We start from the raw sequence: 22,133 nt of genomic DNA, 5'->3' as shown, positions 1-22,133 counted from the left end.
GCGTCCGTCTTCACACGGGGTGTGAACGGAGTACGTCCACCCATGCGGTGTGCGCGCTGTCGCCGGGTGGGGCGGACCGGGTTCACTGAGTGCCTCGCGCGAGGCCGGCCGGGTCGCCCGCTCCCCCTCAAACGGCGGCGGCCCGGTCTTCTCGGCCCGCGCGAGAGCCGGGGCGCGGACCTGAGACCGGTTGCCGCGCGCCCGGCGAGACCGCCCCGAGGGGGCCGGAAACGGCGGCGGCCGGTCGCGGGATCTCCCACGACCGGCCGCCGCCGTCACATGCGCTCCGACGAAGCGCCGCGAAGAGTCAGCCTCGCAGGACCGCCCCCGTGCGCTCGCCCGCGAGGGCGACCGCGGCGTCGCGCGCGGCGGACGCCTCGTCCACCGTCAGCGTGCGGTCGGCGGCACGGAAGCGCAGCGCGTACGCGAGCGACTTGCGGCCGTCGCCGAGCTGCTCGGCGTTCTCGTAGACGTCGAACAGGCGGATGGACTCCAGGAGTTCACCCGCGCCGTCGCGCAGCGCCGCCTCGACCTCGGCGGCCGGTACGGGCTTGTCGACCACGAGGGCGACGTCCTGCGTGGCGACCGGGAAGGTGGAGATGCCCGGCGCCTGCGGGGTGTCGTCGCCGACCCGCTCCAGGGCGTCCAGGTCCAGCTCCATCGCGGAGGTGCGCTCGGGCAGGCCGAGGGCCTTGAGCACGCGCGGGTGCAGCTCGCCCGCGTGGCCGACGACCCGCTCGGTGCCGTCCTCGACGACGACCAGCTCGGCGCAGCGGCCCGGGTGCCAGGGGCCGTACTGGCCCTTGCGGATGACGAGCTCGGCGCCCGCCTCACCAGCGACGGTCCGCGCGGCCTCGATCGCGTCGGCCCAGTCGGACGGACGGCCCTTGCCCCACCAGCCGGCCTGCTCGCGCGCCCCGGCGAGGACGACGGCGACATGGCGCGGCTGCTCGGGCAGCGCGGCGTTCAGCTCGGCGAGCTGCTCGTCGGTGGGACGGCGGTCGGCCGACGGGTGCACGGCGGCGGCGCGCTCCGCACGGGGCAGGAAGACCAGACCCGTCTCGAAGAGCGCCAGGTCGTGCGTGCCGCGGCCGTCGTTGCGGCGCAGCGCGCCGAGCAGACCCGGCAGCAACGTCGTGCGCAGCGCGGGCTCCTCGTCGTTCAGCGGGTTGGCGAGCTTCACGACCCGGCGGGCCGGGTCCTCGGCGTCCAGGCCCAGCTGGTCGAAGACCTGCTCGGAGACGAACGGGTAGTTCGGCGCCTCGACGTAACCCGCGCCGGCCAGCGCGCGGCCGACCCTGCGGTGCAGCCGCTGGCGGTGGGTGAGACCGCGCCCGGAGGTGGGCCGGGGCAGCGTGGAGGGCAGGTTCTCGTAGCCCTCCAGGCGGATGACCTCCTCCGCCAGGTCGTTGGCCTCGGTGAGGTCGGGCCGCCAGGACGGGACGGTGACGATCAGCTCGTCCTGCCCGTACACGTCGCAGCCGATCTCCTGGAGACGGCGGACGACGGTCTCGCGGCCGTACGTCACGCCCGCGACCTTGTCCGGGTGGTCGGCCGGGATGGTGATGCTGTGCGGCGCGGACGGGGCGATGATCTCGGTGACCCCGGCCTCGGCGGTGCCGCCCGCGAGCAGCACCAGCAGGTCCACGGTCCGCTGCGCGGCGGCCGCGGTGGCCTGCGGGTCGACGCCGCGCTCGAAGCGCCGGGACGCCTCGGAGGACAGCTTGTGGCGACGGGCGGTGCGCGCGATCGAGACGGCGTTGAAGTGCGCGGCCTCGATCACCACGTCGGCGGTGGAGTGCGACTCGTCGTCGTGGTCGGCGATCTCGGTGTTCTGGCCGCCCATGACACCGGCGAGGCCGATCGGTCCGCGGTCGTCGGTGATGACCAGGTCCTCGGCGTGCAGCTTGCGCTCGACGCCGTCGAGGGTGACGAGCTTCTCGCCCTCCTCGGCCCGGCGCACCCCGATGGTGCCCTGGACCAGCGAGCGGTCGTAGGCGTGCAGCGGCTGGCCCAGCTCGGTCATCACGTAGTTGGTGACGTCCACGGCGAGCGAGACCGGGCGGATGCCGACCTTCTGCAGCCGGCGGCGCAGCCAGATCGGGGAGCGGGCCTCGGGGCTCAGACCGGTCACCGTACGGGCGGTGAAGCGGTCGCAGCCCATCGGCTCGGAGACCTTGACCGGGTAGCCGAAGGCGTTCGGCGCCGGGACGTCGATCAGGGCCGGGTCGCGCAGCGGCAGGCCGTAGGCGATGGCGGTCTCGCGGGCGACGCCGCGGATGGACAGGCAGTCGCCGCGGTTGGCGGTGACGGCGATGTCCAGGACCTCGTCGACCAGTTCCAGGAGCGCGATGGCGTCCTGGCCGACCTCGGTCTCCGGCGGCAGCACGATGATGCCGTGGGTGCCGTCGTCGCCCATGCCCAGCTCGTCGGTGGAGCAGATCATGCCGTGGGAGGTCTTGCCGTACGTCTTGCGGGCGGCGATGGCGAAGTCGCCGGGCAGGACGGCGCCGGGCAGGACCACGACGACCTTGTCGCCGACGGAGAAGTTGCGGGCACCGCAGACGATCTCCTGCGGCTCACCGGTGCCGTTGGCGGTGCCGACGTCGACCGTGCAGAAGCGGATCGGCTTCTTGAAGCCCTCCAGCTCCTCGATGGTCAGCACCTGACCGACGACGAGGGGGCCCTTGAGGCCGGCGCCGAGCTGCTCGACGGTCTCGACCTCGAGGCCGGAGTCGATGAGCTTGGCCTGTACGTCACGGCCGGTCTCGGACTCCGGCAGGTCGACGTACTCCCGCAGCCAGGAAAGCGGGACACGCATCAGATCTCCATCCCGAACGGCCGGGTGAACCGGACGTCACCCTCGACCATGTCTCGCATGTCTTCGACGTTGTGGCGGAACATCAGCATCCGCTCGATGCCGAACCCGAAGGCGAACCCGCTGTACTTCTCCGGGTCGACGCCGCAGGCGGCCAGGACCTTGGGGTTGACCATGCCGCAGCCGCCCAGCTCGATCCAGCCCTCGCTGGAGCAGGTGCGGCAGGGCCGGTCGGGGTTGCCGACGGACTCGCCGCGGCAGACGTAGCACACCATGTCCATCTCGGCGGACGGCTCGGTGAACGGGAAGAAGTTCGGCCGCAGCCGGGTCTTCATGTCCGGACCGAACAGCGCCTGGACCATGTGGTCCAGGGTGCCCTTGAGGTCGGCCATGGTCAGGCCCTCGTCGATGGCGAGCAGCTCGACCTGGTGGAACACCGGGGTGTGCGTGGCGTCCAGCTCGTCGGTGCGGTAGACGCGGCCCGGGCAGATCACGTAGACCGGCGGCTCGCGGTCGAGCAGCGAACGGATCTGGACAGGCGAGGTGTGGGTGCGCAGGACGACGCCGGAGTCGGTGCCGCCCTTGTCGTCCCGCACGAAGAAGGTGTCGGCCTCACCGCGCGCGGGGTGGTCGGGGCCGATGTTGAGCGCGTCGAAGTTGAACCACTCGGCCTCGGCCTCGGGGCCCTCGGCGACCTCGTAGCCCATGGCCACGAAGACGTCCTCGATGCGCTCGGAGAGCGTGGTCAGCGGGTGGCGGGCACCGGCGGGGACGCGGTCGTACGGCAGGGTGACGTCGACGTCCTCCTCGACCAGCACGCGGGCGTCCCGCTCGGCCTCCAGCTCCACCTGGCGGCCGGCCAGCGCCTTGTTCACCGCGCCGCGGGCCATGCCGACGCGCTTGCCCGCGTCGGCCTTGGCGTGCGGGGGCAGGGCGCCGATCTCGCGGTTGGCGAGGGACAGCGGGGAGGCCGGGCCGGTGTGGGCGACCTTGGCCTCGTGGAGCGCGTCGAGGGAGTCCGCGGCACGGAAGGCGGCGAGCGCCTCGTCCCGCATACGCTCGATCTCTTCGGGTTTCAACGCCTCGACCTCGACAGGGTCGTACGACTTATTCGGTGCCGACATCTCTTCCTGTGCTTCCGATTGGCCCCCAGCTACGGCTGGGAGGTGCCCCGGCTGATGGTCCCCGTCACCGGCTCCGGGACTCGCCAGGGCCGTGTGCGGACACAAAGGTGCCAGGGGCCGAGTCTAACGGGGACGGGGTGAACGAATGGCCCGTGGGCGCCTAGGCCAGATAGGCCGGGGTGCTCACGGGCAACGTAAATCGGAACTGCGCGCCGCCGCCGGGGGCGCGGCCGACCGTGATGGAGCCGCCGTGGGCTTCCACGATGCCCTTGACGATGTAGAGCCCGAGGCCGGTGCCACCGCGCTTGCTGCCCCGCCAGAAGCGGGTGAAGACGCGGTTCATGGATTCCTCCGGGATGCCGGGCCCCTCGTCGCTCACCGTGACCGACGTGCCTGTCTCCTCGCCTTCGCGCGGGGAGGGCGAGGGCGTGACGTCGATTGTGACGGTTCCGGCGCCGTGGCGCACGGCGTTTTCCAGCAGGTTGCTGAGCACCTGGTCGACCTTGTCGGGGTCGGCCCACAGGTCGGGCAGCGGGTTCTCGACGCGCAGCAGGAAGCGGTCGGCGGACTGGCCCGCGGCCACATGGGCCTGGATGTGCCGTCCGACGGCGGCGCCTATGTCGACGGGCTGGCGGCGCACCTCCAGGCGGCCGCTGTCGATGCGGGAGATGTCGAGCAGCTCGGCGATGAGCCGGGTGACCCGGTCGGCGTCGGCGTCGACGGTCTCCAGCATCAGCCGCTTCTGGTCGTCGGTGAACCGCTCCCACTTGGCCAGCAGGGTCGCGGTGAAGCCCTTGACGGAGGTGAGCGGGGAGCGCAGCTCGTGGGCGACGGTGGCGATCAGCTCGGCGTGGCTGCGCTCGGTGCGGTGCCGGGCCTCGGTGTCGCGCAGGGTGACGACGAGCCGCTGGACGGGTCCGAGGGGTTCGGCGCGCACGTACCGCGCGGAGACGAGGACCTCGCGGCCGCCGGGCAGCAGCAGGTTGCGCTCGGGCTGGCGGACCCGGATGGCGAGGCCGCCGTAGGGGTCGGTGAGCTGCCACCAGCGCCTGCCCTCCAGGTCCTCCAGCGGGAGGGCCTTCTCCAGGGGCTCGCCGAGGGCGTCGGCGGCGCGGACGGCGGTGACGCGGGTGGCGGCGGCGTTGAAGCAGACGACCCGGCCGTGCTCGTCGGCGACGACCAGGCCGTCGGGCAGCTGGTCGGGGTCGATGGCGGCGGTTTCCCCCGGCCGGGGCGCGGGGCGCACCTCACGTCCGTCCGGCGCGGTGCTCGTGCCGACCACACTCATCCCCGTACCCCACCTCTCAGGCTGCGCAGGGCCCCCGAGTGCGTCACCCTACTAGCTCCTGGTGACGGAACGGCACCCTCCGGGGGCGCGCTGTGCACGGGCCGACGCGTAGAGACATACGGCGGCGGCGGTGGCGAGGTTCAGGCTCTCGGCCTTTCCATGGATGGGGACGCTGACCACGGCGTCGGCGAGGGCGCGGGTCTCCTCGGGGAGGCCCCACGCCTCGTTGCCGAACACCCACGCGGTGGGGTCGCCCATCGCGCCCTTGTCCAGCTCCTCGTCCAGGTCGCGGTCACCGGCGCCGTCGGCGGCGAGGATGCGCACTCCGGCGTCCTTCAGCCCCTGGACGGCCTGCTCGACGGGGACGCCGACGGCGACGGGCAGGTGGAAGAGGGAGCCGACGGAGGCGCGGACGGCCTTGGGGTTGTACAGGTCCACGGAGGCGTCGGTGAGGATCACGGCCTCGGCGCCCGCGGCGTCCGCGCAGCGCAGCACCGTGCCCGCGTTGCCGGGGTCGCGGACGTGCGCGAGGACGGCGACGAGCTGGGGGCGGGCGGCGAGCACGTCCTCGAACGGGGTGTCCAGGAACCGGCAGACCCCGACCAGGCCCTGCGGGGTGACGGTGGTGGAGATGTCGGCGATGACCTCCTCGGAGGCCAGGTGCACCCGGGCCCCGGCGTCCCGCGCCTCGGCGACGATGTCGGCGTAGCGCTCCGCGGCCTCGACGGTGGCGAACAGCTCGACCAGCGTGGCCCCGCCGTCGGCCCCCCGGTGCGCGGCCCCCTCCCGCACGGCCTGCGGCCCCTCCGCGAGGAACAGCCGGTCCTTCCCCCGGAAGTTCCGCCGCGCGAGCCGACGGGCGGCACTGACACGCGGGGACCGGGGAGAGATGAGCTCGGGGGTGGCGTCGGGTGTTACGGGGGCCATCGGAAGTTCCACCTCATTCTTTCCCGTCGCAACGGCGCTCGGCCACGACGGCGGATTTCGACGGTGCCGAACCAGCCCGCACCACACAGAGAACGGACCCGCGGGCCGAAGCCCACGGGTCCGTAGAATCGCGCCGGCCTGAAGCCGGCGCAGCGTCACGCAGCCTTGGGCGCGTTGACGTCGGCCGGGAGGGCCTTCTGCGCGACCTCGACGAGCGCGGCGAACGCACCGGCGTCGTTGACGGCCAGCTCGGCCAGGATCTTGCGGTCGACCTCGACGTTCGCGGCCTTCAGACCCTGGATGAGGCGGTTGTACGTCATGCCGTTCTGGCGGGCCGCAGCGTTGATGCGCTGGATCCACAGCTGACGGAAGTCGCCCTTGCGCTTCTTGCGGTCGTTGTAGTTGTAGACCAGCGAGTGGGTGACCTGCTCCTTGGCCTTGCGGTACAGGCGCGAACGCTGACCGCGGTAGCCGGAGGCCGCCTCGAGGATCGCCCGGCGCTTCTTGTGGGCGTTGACTGCCCGCTTGACGCGTGCCACTTTTTTAACTCCTTGTAGCGGGGCCGTGGAGTGGACTCAGACTCGCACGACCCGGAAACGATTGGGTCCCGGTGAAGACGTACGGCGCTTGGTCAGCGCCGAGGCGTCACTTGCCGAGAAGCTTCTTGATCTTCGCGGCGTCGCCCGGGGCCATCTCGGCGGTGCCGGTCAGACGGCGCGTCACGCGGGACGACTTGTGCTCGAGCAGGTGGCGCTTGCCGGCGCGCTCGCGGAGCACCTTGCCGGAGCCGGTGACCTTGAAGCGCTTGCTGGCACCGCTGTGCGACTTGTTCTTCGGCATAGCGCCGTTATCTCCTCGTCGGTGGCGCTCCGGTGCCCGGTCGTGAAACCGGGCACGGTGGAGCGTCGCTCTTGTATGGGATTGCGTCCCCGGGGCTCGCGCCCCTGGGATCACGCCTCGGCGGAAGCCTCGGCGGCGTCCTCGGCAGGAGCCTCGGCGCTCTCGGCGTGCTCGACGCTGTCGGCGTCCGCGGCGTTCTGCGACTTGCCGGGGTTGGCCTTCGCGTCCGCCTTGCGGGCTTCCTGCGCCTGGCGGGCCTCGGCCATCGCCTCGGTCTTCTTCTTGTGCGGACCGAGGACCATGATCATGTTTCGGCCGTCCTGCTTCGGGTTCGATTCGACGAAACCGAGGTCCTGGACGTCCTCCGCGAGGCGCTGCAGCAGTCGGTAGCCCAGCTCGGGGCGGGACTGCTCACGGCCACGGAACATGATCGTGATCTTGACCTTGTCGCCCTGCTTGAGGAACCGGACGACGTGACCCTTCTTGGTGTCGTAGTCGTGCGGGTCGATCTTCGGCCGGAGCTTCATCTCCTTGATGACCGTGTGCGCCTGGTTCTTGCGCGCCTCACGGGCCTTCATGGCCGACTCGTACTTGAACTTCCCGTAGTCCATGAGCTTGCACACGGGCGGACGGGCGTTCGCCGCGACCTCGACCAGGTCCAGGTCGTACTCCTGCGCAAGCTCCAGTGCCTTGGCCAGCGGGACAATGCCCACCTGCTCGCCACTGGGACCGACAAGTCGCACCTCGGGAACGCGAATCCGGTCGTTGATGCGGGGCTCGGCGCTGATGGATCCTCCTCGGTAGCACCACGCGACGGTCTGGCGGACAGCCGCGTAACGTCTGTGTTCGTAAGACCTAACCGCGCCGAAGCACAAAAAATGCCCCGGACGATCACAGGCGGGTTCCTCGAACTACCGGAACACCGCCGTGAAAATCACGGGGCGCGCTTCGGACGGACGCCGTCGGCATTGCCGCGGTCCGTCTGACCGGTGACCCGCTGCCCCGGAGGGCGGTCAGGTGGGAGTTCGAAGCCTCCACTTGTGGGCCGGATCGCTCGCCACAGGGCGTGCTTGTCCGGCCGGTCGGATACCAGGTTAGCAGGCTTGTTTTGCCGGCACTAATCGGCGATCGCTTTACAAGCCGTAATCATGCCCGGCCCGAAGCCCGGACCACCCCGGCGCCTATCGTGTGGGGTATGAGTGAGACCCCTCCTGAGAACACCGACTTCGACGCGATGACGCGCGACATCGCCGAGGTCCCCGCCGTCGAGGTGATCGTCACGGTCGCCGTCAACCTGATGAGCGCCGCCGCCGTGAAGCTGGGGCTGAGCGAGGAGGGCGAGAAGTACAAGGACCTGGACGAGGCCCGCAAGCTGATCACCGCGCTCGCCGGCCTGCTCGACGCGAGCACGACCGAGATCAGCTCCTTCCACGCGGCCCCGCTGCGCGACGGCCTCAAGTCGCTCCAGCTGGCCTTCCGCGAGGCGTCCCTGGTCCCGGACGACCCGGGCCAGGGTCCCGGCGAGAAGTACACGGGGCCGGTGTACGGCTAGCTTCTACCGGGACTCTCGTACGTACAGGGGCTCGCCCGGAGGCGTGGTCCCGGCCGGCAGCAGTGCCAGGTCGAGGCCGCGCACCAGGCGGGCCCTCAGCGTTTCGTCGGCCGCCAGCCGCCCGGCGACCGCGCGGGCGGCCTCGGCGGGAGCGGCGGTGGGGTCGAGGACGAGGGCCAGGGTGCCGTCGGCCTGCCCGGGACCGAGGTGGGCGCGCAGCACGGCGGGCTCGGCGGCCACGGCCGCACGGACGGCGTCGACGACGGCCGGGTCGGCGAGCGGGTCGACGCTGGTGCGCCCCTCGGCGAGCGCGAGCAGCGCGGGCCCGGTCAGCTCGAAGGGCACCGGCCCCGCCATGTCCAGCAGGACGGTGTCGGCCTTCTCGTGCGCGGCGGCCTGGAGCGCCTGGTGCAGCGGTACGGCGACGGGCCGCGCGGCGGCGTCCCAGCGGGCGAGCGAGTCCGTGGAGGTGAAGGCGGGCAGCGCGGTACGTCCGGCGGCCTTCAGCGTGGGCACCGCCATGTCGCTGGTCTTCTCCCGGCGCAGCCCGTTCTCGTCCACCTCGACCTCACCCAGCACGGCGACGACGGGGACGAGCAGCCGGGCACCCTTCAGGGCCTCCAGTACGGGTCCGACAGCGGTGCGGTCCTCGGCCCAGGCCGCGAGCGCTGCGGTCAGCCGGGGGTCGGCGGAGCCGTCGTCGTCGGAGAAACCGGGGTCGGGAATGTTCTTGTTCGCCACGATGCCCGAGCCTAGCGGGGGCGGGCCCGGGGGAAGTCGGTGGGTTTGCGGCGGGCGGTAACGCGTTCGTCACCGGGCTCACAGGAAACCGGGATTCGCTGACCTGTCTCTAACGTCCGCCTAACGGAACACACAGCCCACACCCCGAGCATCGCGGCATGGAGTCCTCCCCGGGCGGCCGAGACCGCCGTCGCCGCCGTGGCCGCCGCCGTCCGCTGCTGTACGCCGCGCTGGTGGCCGTCGTGATCGGCGGGGTCACCGCCGGCGGCACGGTCTATGTGAAGGCGCGGGCGCACGACGGGGGGCGGACCGTATCGTCGGCTGCGTCGCCGTCGGCTTCCGCCCCGGCGGTCGAGGAGGAGGCTTCGGTGGAACCCGTGACACGACCCGCCGCCGTGGACCGTACGGCGCTGCTCGACGGGGCGATGAAGGCGGTGGACCTGCCCTCGGGCGCGGCCGTCTCGGCGGCGGTGCTCGACCTGGACTCCGGGCAGAGCGCGGTGTACGGCGAGGCGGACTTCGCTACCGCGAGCATCGTCAAGGTGGACATCCTCGCCGCGCTGCTCCTCCGGGCACAGGACGAGGGGCGGCGGCTGACGGCGGCGGAGAAGGCGTACGCCGTGAAGATGATCGAGGCCAGCGACAACGCCTCCGCCAGCGCCCTGTGGCAGGTCATCGGCGGGGCGGACGGGCTCGACGCGGCCAACAAGCGCTTCGGGATGACGGCGACCTCGGCCGGGGCGGACGGGCTGTGGGGTCTGACGCGCACGACGGCCAAGGATCAACTCACCCTGCTCCAGCAGGTGTTCGGGGACGACTCACTGCTCAGCACCGCCTCGCGGGCGTACCTCCGCGGGCTGATGGAGTCCGTGAACGCCGATCAGCGCTGGGGTGTCTCGGCCGCCGCCGGGGGCGGTACCACCGCCCTGAAGAACGGCTGGCTGCCCCGCAGCACGACGGGCCTGTGGGTGGTGAACAGCATCGGGCGGATCAAGGCGGCCGACGGCACCTTCTACCTGGTCGCGGTGCTGTCCAGCGGGACGGCGAGCCAGGCGAAGGGGATCTCGCTGGTGGAGTCGGCGGCGGGAGCGGCGGTGTCGGCGTTCACCCGTGACACCTAGGGGATCAGGCTCCCGGTGTTCTCCCGGCGGCTGCGCCACAGCACCACCGCCGCGACCAGCAGCACCCCGCCCGTGCCGCCCGCGAGCGGGGCCGCCCAGTCGGTCGCGCTGCCCGTCGGCTTGGGGGCGTCGGGGCCCGTGCCGAAGTACTTCCCGTTGTACGCCGCCGACTTCAGGCCCTGCGCCTTGAGACCGGCCGCGGACTTGAGCGCGGCGGCCGGGTCGATCATGCCGAAGCCGCGTGAGTCGTCGCGGCCGCCGGCCGGGGCGTTGCGGGCGGTGTCCTCCAGGAGCTTCTTGACCTGGGCCGGGGTGAGGTCGGGGTGGGCCGCCTTGATGAGGGCCGCCGCGCCGGAGACGAAGGCGGAGGCGGCCGAGGTGCCCCAGCCCTCGTAGTAGCGGTGGTCGGGGTCCGCGATCACGACGTCCACGCCGGGCGCGCTGACCGTGGCGTACCAGCGGCGGGTGGAGAAGGAGGCGCGGGTGCCGTAGCGGTCCACGGCGGTGGCGACGACGACACCGGGGTAGGCCGCCGGGTAGGAGACATGGTCCCCCTTGTCGCCGCCGTTGCCCGCCGAGGCGACGACGACCACGCCCTTGCGCAGGGCGTACTGCACGGCCTCGTCCTCGGTGGGCTCGGGGTGCGCGGAGTCGGAGTCGTCGCCGAGGGAGAGGTTGATGACGTCGGCGCCGTGGTCGGCGGCCCAGTGGATGCCCTCGGCGAGGGCGTTGGCGCGGGTGGTGCGGGCCTTGCCGCGGGCGGGGTCGCCGTCCTCCAGGATGACCCGTACGGGAAGGATCTTCGCCTTGGGCGCGACGCCCATGACACCGGCCGCGTCCCCGGGGCCGTGGCCGTGCCCGGCGATGATGCCCGCCATGGCGGTGCCGTGCCGGGCCCAGGCGCGGTCACCGGGTCCGGCACCGAAGCCGATCATGTCCTTGCCGGTCAGGACGTTCCCGGCGAGGTCCGGGTGGTCGTCCTCCACGCCGGTGTCCAGGACGGCCACGGTGACGCCCTGGCCCTGGGTCGTACGCCACGCGTCGTCCAGGTGGAGGGCGTCCAGGCCCCACTGCTGGGCCCGGATGCCGTCCGCGTGGGCGGCGGTGGCGGGGAGCAGCACGAGGGAGGCGGCGGCCAGGAGGCTCAGCGCCGGGCGGGTGACGGCGCGGGCGGCGCGCGGGCGACGGACGGTGGGGGTGGGGCGGGTGGGGCGCCTCATGCGGGTTTCTCCGTGGCCGGTCCGACTCTCTGTCTCAGCCGCCGCTCGACACGGTCGGCCAGGCCCTGCGCCTCGTTGCCGAGACCGGCCTGCGCCGGTGCGCTGGTGGCACCGCCGCGTACGGCGTCCGCCGCGGGCTCGGGCGTGTCGACCGTGCGGCCGTCGGCCCAGCCGGAGACGGCGAAGGCGACGACCGGGGCGTCCGTGAGGACGTCGACGGTCCAGCTGGCGCGCTGCGCGTCCCCGAACGTCGCGGCCACCGTGCCCTTGGCGGCGTACGGCCGGGGCAGCAGGTCGGTGCGCCGGTCCAGGTGCTCGCTGCGGAAGCGGTTGGCGAGCGAGGTCATGGCGGCGGGGTCGCCCTTGGTGAACAGCAGGCCGACGGTGGTGACATAGCTCTGGGTGGCGTCGGTGTAGGTGGCGCGCAGCAGCCTGCGGCAGCCGACGGGGGCGAGAACGCGGCGCAGCAACGGGTCGACCGCGTCGGCGCAGCCGCTGTCGGGAGCCACGGCGATCCGGGTCCAGACGCGGTCGGCCCCGCCGGGTCCGGCGCCCTTGCCGTCGACGGTGGGCGGAAAGAGCTGGTCCACGGGCACGTTGTGCCAGAGCGCCCCGGCGGCCTCGTAGGCACTGGCGGGCGCCTGGGCACCCCCGTCCCCGCTCAGCCAACTGCCCACGGCAGCGCCCCCGATGAGCCCGAGCCCGAGCACGACGCAGACGGCGGCGCCGACGACACGCCCCCGCACCCATCCCATCGGCCCCGACTCCCGCACCCCGCCGAACGGCTCCGGCTCCCCGAACGTCCCGAGCGACCACGCGGGCGTCCCGGCACTCCAGTTGTAGGCGGGGTCGGGCGACGGCGAGGGGTTGCCGAGGAGGGGCCGGGCGGGGGCGGCGGGGCTCCAGGCGGCACCGGAGTCGGGGACGACGAATCCCGGTGCGGGAGTCGCCTTGGCCCGAGCACCGGCCGCAACTCCACTATCGCGAGCGGGAGTTGATACCTCACGCTCCTTGGGCGCGGGCGGCACGGGACGCAACCGGGTCGTGGTCTCCACGGGCGTCTCGGCGGGCACGACGGGCCGCGGGGCGGGGCGAGTTGGCGGGACGGGGGCCGCCGGAGCGGCGGCCTGCGCGACGGGACGCGCCGGGCTGCCACCCACCTCGACCGGACGCGGCGGAACAGCTGCCCCCGACGCCTTGGCCGCCCCCTCCCCCACGGAGCGACTGGCAACAGGCGGGGTGTCCGGGAAGCGGGCCGACGCGGGCGGCGGAGGCGGGCTCGCCGGGGCGTCCGGGGCAGGCACGGCGGCCGTCGGCTTCTTCTCCGCGCTCTCCACGCTCTCCGCGTTCCCCGTGCTCTTCGCGCGCGGGCGCGGGGTGAACACGGACCGCTCGGCCTCGACACGCTCCCGCACCACGTCGTTCCCGGTGGTACTCGTGGACGAACCCTCGGAGTCGTCGGCCTCGGAAGACGGGGCGCGGCGCGCTTCCGTGCTCATGCACCCCCCGTTTCCTGTTGCCCGGGCCGACTGCTCGTGCGCGGGCCGTTCTGACTGGTCGGCCGGGCCCGGCGGGCGAGTTCCGTCCGGGCACGCATACCCGTACGGCCCGACGGCCATCCCTGTTCAGCCGATGCGGCCGGGGGCGCTCCGCCGTACGTGCGCGTCACTCTACGGGCTGCCGTCCCCGGAGACGGAACCAGTCCGCACCCCCGGGGCATCTGCCCGGAACGTCCCCCTACCCTGCGGTAATCGCGTCTGGCAGGCTGCCGTCATGACTGCGCGTGCCGCCGACAGGGCCCGGTACGACCGGGCCACCGCCGCTCTCGATGCCCCGCTCGCCCTGGTGGATCTGGACGCCTTCGATGCCAACGCGGACGACCTGGTGCGCCGGGCTCAGGGGAAGCCCGTACGGGTCGCCTCCAAGTCGGTCCGCTGCCGGGCGCTGCTCGAACGGGTGCTGGCGAGGGACGGGTTCCAGGGGATCATGTCGTTCACGCTGGCCGAGTCGCTGTGGCTCGCGCGTTCCGGGTTCGACGACGTGCTGCTGGCCTATCCGTCCGCCGACCGGGCGGGGTACGCGGAGCTGGCCTCCGATCCGAAGGCGGCCGCCGCCGTCACGGTGATGGTGGACGACGTGGCGCAGCTGGATCTCATCGACGCGGCCCGGCAGGGTGGGCGTGAAGTGGTACGTGTCTGCCTGGAGTTGGACACCTCGCTGCAACTGCTGGGCGGGCGCGTGCGCGTCGGCGCCCGGCGGTCTCCGCTGCACTCCCCCGCCCAACTGGCCGAGCTGGCGCGGTCGGTGGCCCGTCGGCCCGGGTTCCGGCTGGTGGGGATCATGGCGTACGAGGGTCATGTCGCCGGAGTCGGGGACGCGTTGGCCGGGCGGCCGGTGCGTTCGCGGGCGATACGGCTGATGCAGGCGGCGGCGCGACGGGAGTTGGCCGAGCGGCGCGGGGCGGCGGTGCGTGCCGTGCGGGCGGTGGCGCCGGAGCTGGAGTTCGTCAACGGTGGCGGGACGGGCAGTGTGCAGTACACGGCCGCCGAGGACGCGGTCACCGAGATCGCGGCCGGTTCGGGGCTGTACGTGCCCCGGCTGTTCGACAACTACACGTCGTTCAGGGGCCGTCCGGCCGCCCTGTTCGCGCTGCCCGTCGTACGGCGGCCCGGCGTCGGGGTCGTCACGGTGCTCGGCGGCGGCTATCCCGCGTCCGGCGCGGCGGGCCGGGACCGGCTGCCGGAGCCGTATCTGCCCGAGGGGCTGCGGTACGACCCGCAGGAGGGGGCCGGCGAGGTGCAGACGCCGCTGCTCGGCTCGCCCGCCGACGATCTGCTGATCGGCGACAAGGTGTGGTTCCGGCACGCGAAGGCGGGCGAGTTGTGCGAACGGTTCGACGTGCTGCACCTGTTGGAGGGGGACACGGTCACGGCGACCGTGCCCACCTACCGGGGCGAGGGGCACACGTTCCTCTGACGCTCCCTCAACAGGCATTGTCCATAGGTCAGTACACGGTGTCCGCCTGGTCCGGCACCACCGAGCCGTCCGGGCGCAGTACCGGAGTGCGGCTTCCGTCGGGGGCGTTGTAGGCGGTGGTGGAGCAGGGGTACCGTTCGGCCTTGCGGGGCAGCGGGTCGATGAACATGGGGTTGATCACCCAGCGGCCGTCGGCGTTGTCGTAGGCCCGGCACATCAGCTCGGCCTTGTTGCGGTTGAGGACGAGGTGGGCGCCGGTGGCGTCGCCGACGAAGGTGACGTCGGTGTCCGCGTCGCCGCCGCCGATCGCGATGCGCTTCGCGGCGGGCTGTTTCTTCCAGGCGGCGGGGCCGTGGATGCCGTAGATGTCCTGGTTGATCCAGCACCGCTTGCCGTCGATGTACGGGATCGCGGTGCCCTTGCCGGCCGGGACGCCGCCGCAGCCCTCGTTGGCGTAGGTGATGCGGCCGTGGCGGTCGAGGACGGAGCGGATGGCGATGGTGTGCGCGGCGTCGACGCCGAGGGCGCGGGACCAGACCTCGGTGACGGGTTCGGAGCCCGCCGAGACGATGTAGACGCGGAATCCGGCCCGTTGGAGGGTGCGGACGAGGTCGCGCTGCTGGTCGTAGTAGCGGACGTAGGCAGGGACGGTGTGGGTGCCGAGGGTGCGGGTGGCGCCGACGGGGGCGGCCAGGGCCTCGCGGCGGGCGGCGCTCGCGTAGGAGGTGAGCTGGGCGACGGTGCGGCCCGCGAAGAGCTGGGGCACCCAGGCGTACTGCGGGACGGTGTGCCGGTGGTTCCAGGTGCCCGCGAAGGCGGCGGCGCCGCTCATCGTCTTCGCGTTCTCGCGGATCTCCAGGATCTCGTCGGTGCAGCGGGGCATCCGGGAGGTCCGCAGGGCGACGCCCGCGCCGGTGCCGCAGGCGGCCGTGAGCGCGCGGTCGGCGGCGTCGGTCATCCAGGCGCTGGTGTCCTTCCAGCGGGCCGGACGGAGCAGGACGTCGTGACGCAGCGCCCAGGAGATGGTCGCGTCGGTGACGTCGTTCTTGGTGATGGTGTTGTCCCAGTCGAACGCGGCGACCGCGCCCCGGTGTCCGGAACAGGTGCCGCGGGCGTCGATGACGCGTTGCAGTCGAGCGCGGTTGTCGCCGTACCAACTGGTGCTCAGTCTCGGGCAGTTGGAGTCGGCTGCCGCTGCGGTGGGGGCGAGGGGCGGGGCGGCCGCCAGGGCGGCGGCCGCGGCCAGGGTCCAGGCGAGAAGCTGTCGCATAGGACGGGGACCGTACACCGTTGTGCTACAGCGGTGTTACATACGCGCCGGAGATTCCCCCGTCCACCAGGAAGTCGGTCGCGTTGACGAAGGAGGAGTCGTCGCTGGCCAGGAAGGCGACGGCGGCGGCGATCTCGTTGGCCTCGGCGAACCGGCCGAGCGGAATGTGGACGAGGCGGCGGGCGGCCCGCTCCGGGTCCTTGGCGAACAGCTCTTGCAGGAGTGGGGTGTTGACCGGTCCGGGGCACAGGGCGTTGACCCGGATGCCCTCGCGGGCGAACTGCACGCCGAGTTCACGGGACATGGCGAGCACGCCGCCCTTGGAGGCGGTGTAGGAGATCTGGGAGGTGGCCGCGCCCATCCGGGCCACGAAGGATGCCGTGTTGATGATGGAGCCCTTGCCCTGGCGGCGCATGTAGGGGATGGCGGCCTTGCAGCACAGGTACACGGAGGTGAGGTTGACCTCCTGGACCCGCTTCCACGCCTCAAGGCCGGTGTCGAGGATGGAGTCGTCGTCGGGCGGCGAGATACCGGCGTTGTTGAAGGCGATGTCGACGCTGCCGTAGGTGTCGAAGGCGGCCTGGAACAGCGCCTCGACCTGCTCGGGGTCGGTGACGTCGGTCTTGACGAAGAGTCCGCGGGTCTCCTCGGCGGCGGCCTTCCCGGCGGCCTCGTCGATGTCGGCGCAGACGACGTGCGCGCCCTCGGCGGCCAGGCGGCGGGCGGTGGCGAGGCCGATGCCGCTCCCGGCTCCGGTGACGACGGCGGTACGGCCGACCAGGCGGCGGCAGACAGGGTTCTCGGTCACTGTGCGGGGCCCTCCGTACTGATGAAGACGTTCTTGGTCTCGGTGAAGGCGGTCAGGGCGTCGGGGCCGAGTTCCCGGCCGAGCCCGGACTGTTTGAAGCCGCCGAACGGGGTCCAGTAGCGGACGCTGGAATGGGAGTTGACGGACAGGTTCCCCGCGCGGACAGCCTGGGTGACGCGCAGGGCGCGGCCGAGGTCGCGGGTCCAGACGGACCCGGAGAGCCCGTAGGGGGTGTCGTTGGCGAGCCGGATCGCGTCCCGCTCGTCGGTGAAGGGCAGCAGGACGGCGACGGGTCCGAAGATCTCCTCGCGGGCGGCCGGGCCGTCGGGGGGCACGTCGGTGAGGACGGTCGGCGGGAACCAGAACCCGGGGCCGTCCGGCGCGGTGCCGCGCAGGGCGGGGGCGTCGTCGGGGACGTAGGAGCGGACGCGGTCCAGCTGGGCGCGGGAGATGAGCGGTCCCATCTGCGTCTTCTCGTCGGCGGGGTCGCCCACGACCACGGCGGCGAGCGCGTCGGCGAGGAACGCGCGGGCCTCCTCGTACACCTCCTCCTGGACCAGGATGCGCGTGCGGGCGCAGCAGTCCTGGCCGGAGTTGTCGAGGAAGGAGAAGGGGTCGAGGGCGGTCTTCAGGTCGGCGTCGGCGAAGACGACGTTGGGGCTCTTGCCGCCGAGTTCCAGGGTGACCGGCTTGACCTGCCGGGCGCAGCGCTCCATGACCTCGCGTCCGGTGCGGGTGGACCCGGTGAACACGATCTTGGCGACGCCGGGGTGCTCGACCAGGGCCCGTCCGGCGGTGTGGCCGTATCCCGGCAGCACCTGGAAGAGGTCCTCGGGCAGGCCCGCCTCCAGGGCGAGTTCGGCCAGGCGGAGCGCGGTGAGCGGGGTGGTCTCGGCGGGCTTGAGGACGACGGCGTTGCCCGCGGCGAGCGCCGGGAAGGAGCCCCAGGCGGCGATGGGCATGGGGAAGTTCCAGGGGGCGATGACGCCGACCACGCCCAGGGGCTCGTGGAAGGTGATGTCCCAGCCGCCGGGTACGGGGATCTGTTTGCCGAGGAGCCGTTCGATGCCACCGGCGGCGTAGAGGAGGAGGTCACGGGCGTTGCCGGCCTCCCAGCGGGCGTTGCCGATGGTGTGACCGGCCTCGCGGACCTCCAGTCGGGCCAGTTCCTCGGTGTGGGCGTCGACGGTGTCGGCGAAGCGGCGCAGCAGCCGGGCGCGGTCGGCGGGGGCGAGGGCGGCCCAGGGCTCCTGCGCGCGGGCGGCGCGGGTGACGGCGGCGGCCACGTCGTCCCCGCTCGCGGCGGGGACGGTGGCGACAAGTTCCTCCGTGGCGGGGTTGACCACCGGGAGTTCGTGCGGGTCCGTCAAGGGGTGACCTTTCGCGGGGGCCGGTTCACGGGCGTCGGGGGTGTGTACGCGGTTCACAAGCGTTCGTCACAGCCGTTCAAACGATCGCCGCAGCTCCCAGTCCGTCACCGCCGCGTCGAACGCGGCCAGTTCCACCCGCGCCATGTTCAGGTAGTGCGCGACGACCTCCTCCCCGAACGCCTCCTTCGCCAGCGGGCTCGCCGCCCAGACGTCGGCGGCCTCGCGCAGGGTCGCGGGCACGTGGTCGTACTCGGCGGCGTAGGCGTTCCCCGCGCACGGCTCGGGCAGTTCGAGCCCCTGCTCGATGCCGTACAGCCCGGCAGCGACGAGCCCCGCCACCGCGAGGTACGGATTCACGTCCCCGCCCGGCAGCCGGTTCTCGAAGCGGAGCGACCGCCCATGGCCGACGACGCGCAGCGCGCAGGTCCGGTTGTCGTGCCCCCACGCGACGGCGGTGGGCGCGAAGGAGCCCGGCTGGAAGCGCTTGTACGAGTTGATGTTGGGGGCGTACAGGAGCGCGAAGTCGCGCAGCGCGGCGAGTTGCCCCGCGAGGAAGTGCCGCATCACGTCGGACATCCCGTCGGGTCCGGCCATCGCGTTGCCGCCGGAGGCGTCGGCCAGCGAGAGGTGGATGTGGCAGGAGTTGCCCTCGCGTTCGTTGAACTTCGCCATGAACGTCAGGGACACCCCCTCCTGCGCGGCGATCTCCTTCGCACCGGTCTTGTACAACGCGTGCTGGTCGCAGGTGACCAGGGCCTCGTCGTAGCGGAAGGCGATCTCGTGCTGGCCGGGGTTGCACTCGCCCTTGGCGGACTCGACGGTGAGCCCGGCGCCCGCCATGTCGTTGCGCAGGCGGCGCAGGAGGGGTTCGACGCGGCCGGTGCCGAGGATGGAGTAGTCGACGTTGTACTGGTTGACCGGGGTGAGGCCCTGGTAGTTGGCGTCCCACGCCTGCTCGTAGCTGTCCTTGAAGACGATGAACTCCAGCTCGGTGCCGACCTGGGCGGTGTAGCCGAGCGCGGCGAGCCGGTCGAGCTGGCGGCGCAGGATCTGGCGCGGGGCGGCGGTGACCGGGGAGCCGTCCTCCCAGGCGAGGTCGGCCAGGAGCAGCGCGGTGCCCGGATGCCAGGGCAGACGGCGCAGGGTGGCCGGGTCGGGGCGCATGGCGAAGTCGCCGTAGCCCCGGTCCCAGGAGGACATGGCGTAGCCGTCGACGGTGTTCATCTCGGTGTCGACGGCGAGGAGGTAGTTGCAGCCCTCGGTGCCGTGGCCGAGGACCTCGTCGAGGAAGAAGCGCGCGGCGAACCGCTTGCCCTGGAGCCGCCCTTGCATGTCGGGGAAGGCGAGGACGACGGTGTCGATCTCGCCGCCGGCGACGAGCGCCCGCAGTTCCTCGACGGTCAGCGGGGGTGTGCGGTCTGCCACCTGGAAAGCCTCCTTAGGCTCCTTCGCGCGGTGTGGCCGGTCCGGTGGCCATAAGGTATTGCCGGAAACCATTGCTTGGGAAGGGGGCGCGGCCGGATGCCGCGGGACACCGACATACGGGCAACCCACGTACGGGAAACGGGCGTACGGGAAACGGGCGTACGGGAGGCCGGCGTACGGGAGGCCGGCGCGCGCGAGCCGGGCGACCGCCTGGACGCCGTGCTGCGCCCCGTACGCGCGGGCAACGGTTTCGAGGAGGCGCTGGAGCAGATCCTCCAGGTGGTCCGCCTCGGACTGGTGCCCGGCGGTGAACGACTGCCCGCCGAAAGGGAGTTGGCGGAGCGTCTCGGGATCAGCCGGGTGACCCTGCGCGAGGTCCTGAAGGTGCTGCACGACCAGGGCCTGGTCGAGTCGCGGCGCGGGAGGTACGGCGGCACGTTCGTACGGCCCCGCGCGGACGCGGGCGGCGAGGACGAGTTGCGGCGCCGGATCGCCGAGGTCGACATCGAGGACGTGCTCCGCTTCCGCGAGGTGCTGGAGACCGGCGCGGCCGGGCTGTGCGCGGCGCACGGGCTGACGCCGGAGGACGCGGCCCGGCTGCGGCGGGCCCTGGAGCGCACGCACGACGCGCCCCTCGCGGAGTACCGCCGCCTGGACACCCTGCTGCACCTGACCCTGGCCGAGCTGTGTGGCTCGCCCTCGCTGGCGGCGCAGTACGCGGCGGTACGGGCTGACGTCAACGAACTCCTGGACTGCATCCCCCTGTTGGTGCGCAACCTGGAGCACTCCCAGCGCCAGCACACCGCGCTCGTGGAGGCGGTGCTCAGCGGGGACGCGGAGGCCGCGCGGGAGATCGCGCGCGAGCACTGCGCGGGCACGGCGGCGCTGTTGCGGGGCTTCCTTGCGTGAGCCAGGTTCTGCAAAGGTAGGCATGGAAACCTTTGCACGACGGGAGCACAGCGTGACCGCACAACCGCCACTGATCGGTGTGAGCACCTACCTGGAAGGCTCCGCCCGCTGGGGCGTGTGGGACCTGCCCACGGCCCTGCTGCCCGCCGCCTACCCCCGGCTGGTGCAGCGGGCCGGAGGCATCGCGGCCCTCCTCCCGCCGGACGCCCCCGAGCGTGCCGCCGCCACCGTGGCCCGCCTCGACGGCCTGGTGATCGCGGGCGGCCCCGACGTGGACCCGGCCCGCTACGGCGCGGAGCGCTCCCCGCTCACCGGCCCGCCCGCCCCCGAACGGGACGCCTGGGAGCTGGCCCTGATCGAGGCCGCGCTGGAAGCCCGCGTACCGCTCCTCGGCATCTGCCGGGGGTTGCAGCTGCTGAACGTCGCCCTCGGCGGCACCCTCGTCCAGCACCTGGACGGCCATGTGAAGGCGGTCGGGGTCATCGGCACCCACCCGGTGACCCCGGTGCCGGGCACGCTCTACGCCAAGCTCGCCGCGGAGGACACGGCAGAGGTGCCGACGTACCACCACCAGTGCGTGGACCGTCTGGGCCGGGGTCTGGTCCCCTCCGCCCACGCGGCCGACGGCACGGTGGAGGCGGTCGAGCTGCCGTCGGCCGACGGGTGGGTGCTCGGTGTGCAGTGGCACCCCGAGATGGGCGAGGACGTACAGGTCATGCGGGCGCTGGTGGACGCGGCGGCCTCCTGAACCCGGCCCGCACTGGCACCGCTACGGCTCAACTGCGGGTCAGCGCAAGGAGTTCACGCGCCGGACCCGTGGGCCGGTGTCCCGTCGGCCACACCGCCCGCAGCTCACGCCGCAGCTCCAGGCCTGCCACCGGGATACCTACCAGACGCCGGGTCGCCAGCTCCTCCCCCACGGCCAGTTCGCTGAGCACCGACGGCCCGGCCCCGCCCACGGCCGCCGCCTTCACCGCCGTGGTGGAGGACAGCTCGATCAGCGGGCGGGCGAGGCCGCCGAGGGCCGCGTCCAGGACCTGCCGGGTGCCGGAGCCGCGTTCGCGGAGGATGAGCGGGGTGGCGGCGAGTTCCTCGGGGTCGAGCGGGCGGCTCCGGCGGGCCCACGGATGGGTGGGCGCGGTGACGACGACCAGGCGGTCCCGGGCGACGACCGCCGAGTCCAGGGCCGTCGGCACGGTCAGCCCCTCCACGAAGCCGAGATCGGCCTCGCCCGCGAGGAGCAGTTCGGCGACCCGCGCCGAGTTGCCCGCGAGCAGCGAGACCGCCGTACCGGGGCGCCCGGCGTGCAGGGCGAGCAGCCAGCCGGGCAGCAGATACTCCGCGATGGTCATGCTGGCCGCGACCCGCAGCCGCGAGTCCCGCCGGTCGCGCAGCGCCCGCGCCCCCGCGTCGAACGCCTCGGCCGCCTCCACCACCCGCCGCGCCCAGTCGGTGACCAGGGCGCCCGCGTCGGTCAGGCGCGAGCCGCGCGGGGAACGGTCCACCAGGGCCACGCCGAGCTGCCGCTCCATGGACCGCAGCCGGCTGCTCGCGGCGGGCTGGGTGATGCCCAGCTCCCGGGCCGCCGCGCCCAGACTGCCGAGCCGCGCCACGGCGAGCAGCAGCTCCAGCGCGCCCAGGTCGGGCACCCGGTGCGCCAGCGGACCCTCGCTCTCACTCATAAACCCAGCTTATGCCCTGATAGAGACAGGGCCCCTGGTCAGGGCTTTTATGTACGGGAAAC

General features: G+C 72.8%; 20 protein-coding genes. 5 read left to right on the top strand and 15 right to left on the bottom strand.

The window, feature by feature from the left end:
• Nucleotides 1-307: 307 nt before the first annotated feature.
• The 7 genes from pheT to infC all read right to left on the bottom strand — a co-directional run bounded on the left by pheT (nucleotide 308) and on the right by infC (nucleotide 7,785).
• Complete coding sequence (pheT, locus tag AB0E91_RS17330; protein WP_361781882.1) at nucleotides 308-2,821, bottom strand: phenylalanine--tRNA ligase subunit beta; 2,514 nt, start codon at nucleotides 2,819-2,821, stop codon at nucleotides 308-310.
• Nucleotides 2,821-3,942 carry a phenylalanine--tRNA ligase subunit alpha gene (gene pheS, locus AB0E91_RS17325; RefSeq protein WP_361781879.1) on the bottom strand — a complete coding sequence of 374 codons (1,122 nt, stop codon included), beginning with the start codon at nucleotides 3,940-3,942 and terminating at the stop codon, nucleotides 2,821-2,823. Before pheS ends, pheT begins: the two co-directional genes overlap by 1 nt.
• Before the next feature lie 160 nt (nucleotides 3,943-4,102).
• Entirely contained in the window at nucleotides 4,103-5,230 is a 1,128-nt protein-coding gene (locus tag AB0E91_RS17320; protein WP_361781876.1) for an ATP-binding protein, read from the bottom strand.
• Nucleotides 5,231-5,281: 51 nt separating this feature from the next.
• Complete coding sequence (locus AB0E91_RS17315; protein ID WP_361781873.1) at nucleotides 5,282-6,157, bottom strand: RNA methyltransferase; 876 nt, start codon at nucleotides 6,155-6,157, stop codon at nucleotides 5,282-5,284.
• Nucleotides 6,158-6,312: 155 nt separating this feature from the next.
• Complete coding sequence (gene rplT, locus AB0E91_RS17310; protein WP_162469411.1) at nucleotides 6,313-6,696, bottom strand: 50S ribosomal protein L20; 384 nt, start codon at nucleotides 6,694-6,696, stop codon at nucleotides 6,313-6,315.
• 106 nt (nucleotides 6,697-6,802) lie between these two features.
• Entirely contained in the window at nucleotides 6,803-6,997 is a 195-nt protein-coding gene (gene rpmI, locus AB0E91_RS17305; RefSeq protein ID WP_018549118.1) for a 50S ribosomal protein L35, read from the bottom strand.
• Between the two features lie 110 nt (nucleotides 6,998-7,107).
• A complete protein-coding gene (gene infC / locus AB0E91_RS17300) occupies nucleotides 7,108-7,785 on the bottom strand; it encodes a translation initiation factor IF-3 (protein WP_361782450.1) in 678 nt (225 codons plus the stop codon).
• 407 nt (nucleotides 7,786-8,192) lie between these two features.
• On the opposite strand from infC, the gene AB0E91_RS17295 reads away from it, so the two are divergent.
• Nucleotides 8,193-8,549, top strand: coding sequence for a DUF1844 domain-containing protein (locus AB0E91_RS17295; protein WP_361781868.1), 357 nt, complete (start codon nucleotides 8,193-8,195; stop codon nucleotides 8,547-8,549).
• 3 nt (nucleotides 8,550-8,552) lie between these two features.
• Here AB0E91_RS17295 and AB0E91_RS17290 read toward each other — a convergent pair whose 3' ends face one another.
• Entirely contained in the window at nucleotides 8,553-9,290 is a 738-nt protein-coding gene (locus AB0E91_RS17290; protein ID WP_361781865.1) for an SseB family protein, read from the bottom strand.
• Nucleotides 9,291-9,448: 158 nt separating this feature from the next.
• On the opposite strand from AB0E91_RS17290, the gene AB0E91_RS17285 reads away from it, so the two are divergent.
• Entirely contained in the window at nucleotides 9,449-10,411 is a 963-nt protein-coding gene (locus AB0E91_RS17285; protein WP_361781862.1) for a serine hydrolase, read from the top strand.
• On the opposite strand, the gene mycP is transcribed toward AB0E91_RS17285, so the two are convergent.
• Nucleotides 10,408-11,631, bottom strand: a complete 1,224-nt coding sequence (mycP, locus tag AB0E91_RS17280; protein WP_361781859.1) for a type VII secretion-associated serine protease mycosin — start codon at nucleotides 11,629-11,631, stop codon at nucleotides 10,408-10,410. The two genes, AB0E91_RS17285 and mycP, sit on opposite strands and share 4 nt — an antisense overlap.
• Entirely contained in the window at nucleotides 11,628-13,130 is a 1,503-nt protein-coding gene (locus AB0E91_RS17275; RefSeq protein WP_361781856.1) for a hypothetical protein, read from the bottom strand. The genes mycP and AB0E91_RS17275 overlap by 4 nt, the downstream gene beginning before the upstream one ends.
• Nucleotides 13,131-13,404: 274 nt before the next feature.
• On the opposite strand from AB0E91_RS17275, the gene AB0E91_RS17270 reads away from it, so the two are divergent.
• The gene (locus AB0E91_RS17270; RefSeq protein ID WP_361781853.1) at nucleotides 13,405-14,607 is read left to right on the top strand and encodes an amino acid deaminase/aldolase; all 1,203 of its coding nucleotides are present in this window, start codon (nucleotides 13,405-13,407) and stop codon (nucleotides 14,605-14,607) included.
• Between the two features lie 28 nt (nucleotides 14,608-14,635).
• On the opposite strand, the gene AB0E91_RS17265 is transcribed toward AB0E91_RS17270, so the two are convergent.
• The 4 genes from AB0E91_RS17265 to AB0E91_RS17250 form a co-directional block, all read right to left on the bottom strand.
• A complete protein-coding gene (locus AB0E91_RS17265; protein ID WP_361781850.1) occupies nucleotides 14,636-15,877 on the bottom strand; it encodes a haloacid dehalogenase-like hydrolase in 1,242 nt (413 codons plus the stop codon).
• Nucleotides 15,878-15,902: 25 nt separating this feature from the next.
• Nucleotides 15,903-16,685 carry a 3-oxoacyl-ACP reductase gene (locus AB0E91_RS17260; RefSeq protein WP_361781847.1) on the bottom strand — a complete coding sequence of 261 codons (783 nt, stop codon included), beginning with the start codon at nucleotides 16,683-16,685 and terminating at the stop codon, nucleotides 15,903-15,905.
• Nucleotides 16,682-18,055, bottom strand: a complete 1,374-nt coding sequence (locus tag AB0E91_RS17255; RefSeq protein WP_361781844.1) for an aldehyde dehydrogenase family protein — start codon at nucleotides 18,053-18,055, stop codon at nucleotides 16,682-16,684. The genes AB0E91_RS17260 and AB0E91_RS17255 overlap by 4 nt, the downstream gene beginning before the upstream one ends.
• A 66-nt stretch (nucleotides 18,056-18,121) precedes the next feature.
• Nucleotides 18,122-19,480 carry a glutamine synthetase family protein gene (locus AB0E91_RS17250; protein ID WP_361114819.1) on the bottom strand — a complete coding sequence of 453 codons (1,359 nt, stop codon included), beginning with the start codon at nucleotides 19,478-19,480 and terminating at the stop codon, nucleotides 18,122-18,124.
• A 96-nt stretch (nucleotides 19,481-19,576) separates the two neighbouring features.
• Here AB0E91_RS17250 and AB0E91_RS17245 point away from each other — a divergent pair, with 96 nt between their 5' ends.
• Together AB0E91_RS17245 and AB0E91_RS17240 are read left to right on the top strand one after the other, a co-directional pair.
• Nucleotides 19,577-20,389 carry an FCD domain-containing protein gene (locus AB0E91_RS17245; protein WP_361781840.1) on the top strand — a complete coding sequence of 271 codons (813 nt, stop codon included), beginning with the start codon at nucleotides 19,577-19,579 and terminating at the stop codon, nucleotides 20,387-20,389.
• 52 nt (nucleotides 20,390-20,441) lie between these two features.
• Complete coding sequence (locus tag AB0E91_RS17240) at nucleotides 20,442-21,137, top strand: gamma-glutamyl-gamma-aminobutyrate hydrolase family protein (RefSeq protein WP_361781837.1); 696 nt, start codon at nucleotides 20,442-20,444, stop codon at nucleotides 21,135-21,137.
• Between the two features lie 28 nt (nucleotides 21,138-21,165).
• Here AB0E91_RS17240 and AB0E91_RS17235 read toward each other — a convergent pair whose 3' ends face one another.
• A complete protein-coding gene (locus AB0E91_RS17235) occupies nucleotides 21,166-22,071 on the bottom strand; it encodes a LysR family transcriptional regulator (RefSeq protein ID WP_361781834.1) in 906 nt (301 codons plus the stop codon).
• Nucleotides 22,072-22,133: the final 62 nt, after the last annotated feature.

This window comes from Streptomyces sp. NPDC026659 (assembly GCF_040638245.1).
Taxonomy (GTDB): domain Bacteria; phylum Actinomycetota; class Actinomycetes; order Streptomycetales; family Streptomycetaceae; genus Streptomyces.
Note: the sequence above shows the minus strand (reverse complement) of the source record. Positions and strands in the feature narration are given on the sequence as shown.